The sequence below is a fragment of the Rhodoplanes roseus genome (assembly GCF_003258865.1).
Lineage (GTDB): Bacteria > Pseudomonadota > Alphaproteobacteria > Rhizobiales > Xanthobacteraceae > Rhodoplanes > Rhodoplanes roseus.
Map to the genome: position 1 here is coordinate 1 of NZ_NPEX01000582.1, position 1,201 is coordinate 1,201.

Below are 1,201 nucleotides of genomic sequence, written 5' to 3' on the forward strand. Positions count from 1 at the left end.
GGCGGCGCCACGATTCCGGAGCGCCTCGCCGGCCAGAACCGCCCCGCCGCGGGCGAGCCCGGCGGCGCGTCAGCCCACGACCCGATCAAGAAAATGGCGCCCTGACGGCTCCTCGATCTCGACCACCCAGACGTCGGGATCGAACCGGCTTTCGCGCGCGATGAAGGCCTCGGCGGCACTCTCGGGCGCCGGGCTGCCCGGCAGCACCGAGACGAAGGCGCGGTCTAACGGCTTCGCCTCCTCGAACTCGGTCTGCGGCGCCGGACCGTAGAGGTCGGCCGTGCCGTTCAGCCGATTGACGATGATGTAGATCGCCCCCGCGTCCTCGGCGCCGCGCCGGCGTACCGCCGCGAACACCCCCTCGACGCCGCAGCGGCGGATATAGGCCGCGACCCAGATTCCGGATTTCAAGCGCATGCGAGTAGCGAATAGTGAATAGCGAATCGATTGGATAGGCGGCTCTCGCCCCCTGCTCGCTACCGCGACTCGCTCTGTTCGCTGTTCGCCCTACTCGATCGGCCGGCCGGTGAGCATCACCAGCTCGCGCACCAGACGGTCGCTGACCTGGCCCGTCACCGGCATGCGCCGCGCCTCCTCGAAGGCCGCGATGGCGTCGTGGGTGGCCTTGTCGTGCACGCCGGTCGGGCGCACCTGGCCGTAGCCGTAGTCGGCGAGGGCCCGCTGGACGCCCTTGATCTGGGAGGAGCCGGCCGCCGGTGCGGGCGTCGGGGCCGGCACGGTGGCGACCGGCTTCGGCTGGATGGTCGACGGCGGAGCCGGCGCGGTCGGCGGCGCCAGCGCGGCCGACTTCACCGGCGCGACCGGATGGGCCGGAAGCGAGGCCGGCACCGTCGATGCGGACGCGCCGGTGGTCGCCTTGGCTTGCACCACCGGGAGCGGCGGATGCGGCGGATTCGCCGCGGCACCGCCGCCGATCAGGCCGGCGATCGGATCGGGACGTGGCGCGGCGGCCGCCTTCGGCTTCACCGGCGCACGGGTCACCGCCTTGAGCAGCGCGTCGGTCGGCTCGCCGGTCGGGGCGAGACCCTGGGCCTGCTCGAACTCGCGGATCGCCGCCTCGGTGCGGCTGCCCGAGACGCCGTCGACGGCGCCGTCGTAGTAGCCGCGACGCAGAAGCTCGCGCTGGAGATCGGTGACGAGCTCCGGACGCGGACGCGTCGCCGGCGGCTTCGCCGCGGCG

Annotated in this window: 2 protein-coding genes; both read right to left on the reverse strand. The window is 73.4% G+C overall.

Annotated elements, in window-relative coordinates:
- Positions 1-69 precede the first annotated feature (69 nt).
- Entirely contained in the window at positions 70-417 is a 348-nt protein-coding gene (locus CH341_RS31395) for a DUF1491 family protein (protein WP_111423626.1), read from the reverse strand.
- Positions 418-507: 90 nt separating this feature from the next.
- On the reverse strand, positions 508-1,201 hold a 694-nt coding region (locus CH341_RS31400; protein ID WP_245431338.1), incomplete at its 5' end, for a peptidoglycan-binding domain-containing protein.

What these genes read in the sequence shown, in the direction of transcription:
- CH341_RS31395 (WP_111423626.1), bottom strand. Translation starts at nt 417, where the DNA reads ATGCGCTTGAAATCCGGAATCTGGGTCGCGGCCTATATCCGCCGCTGC.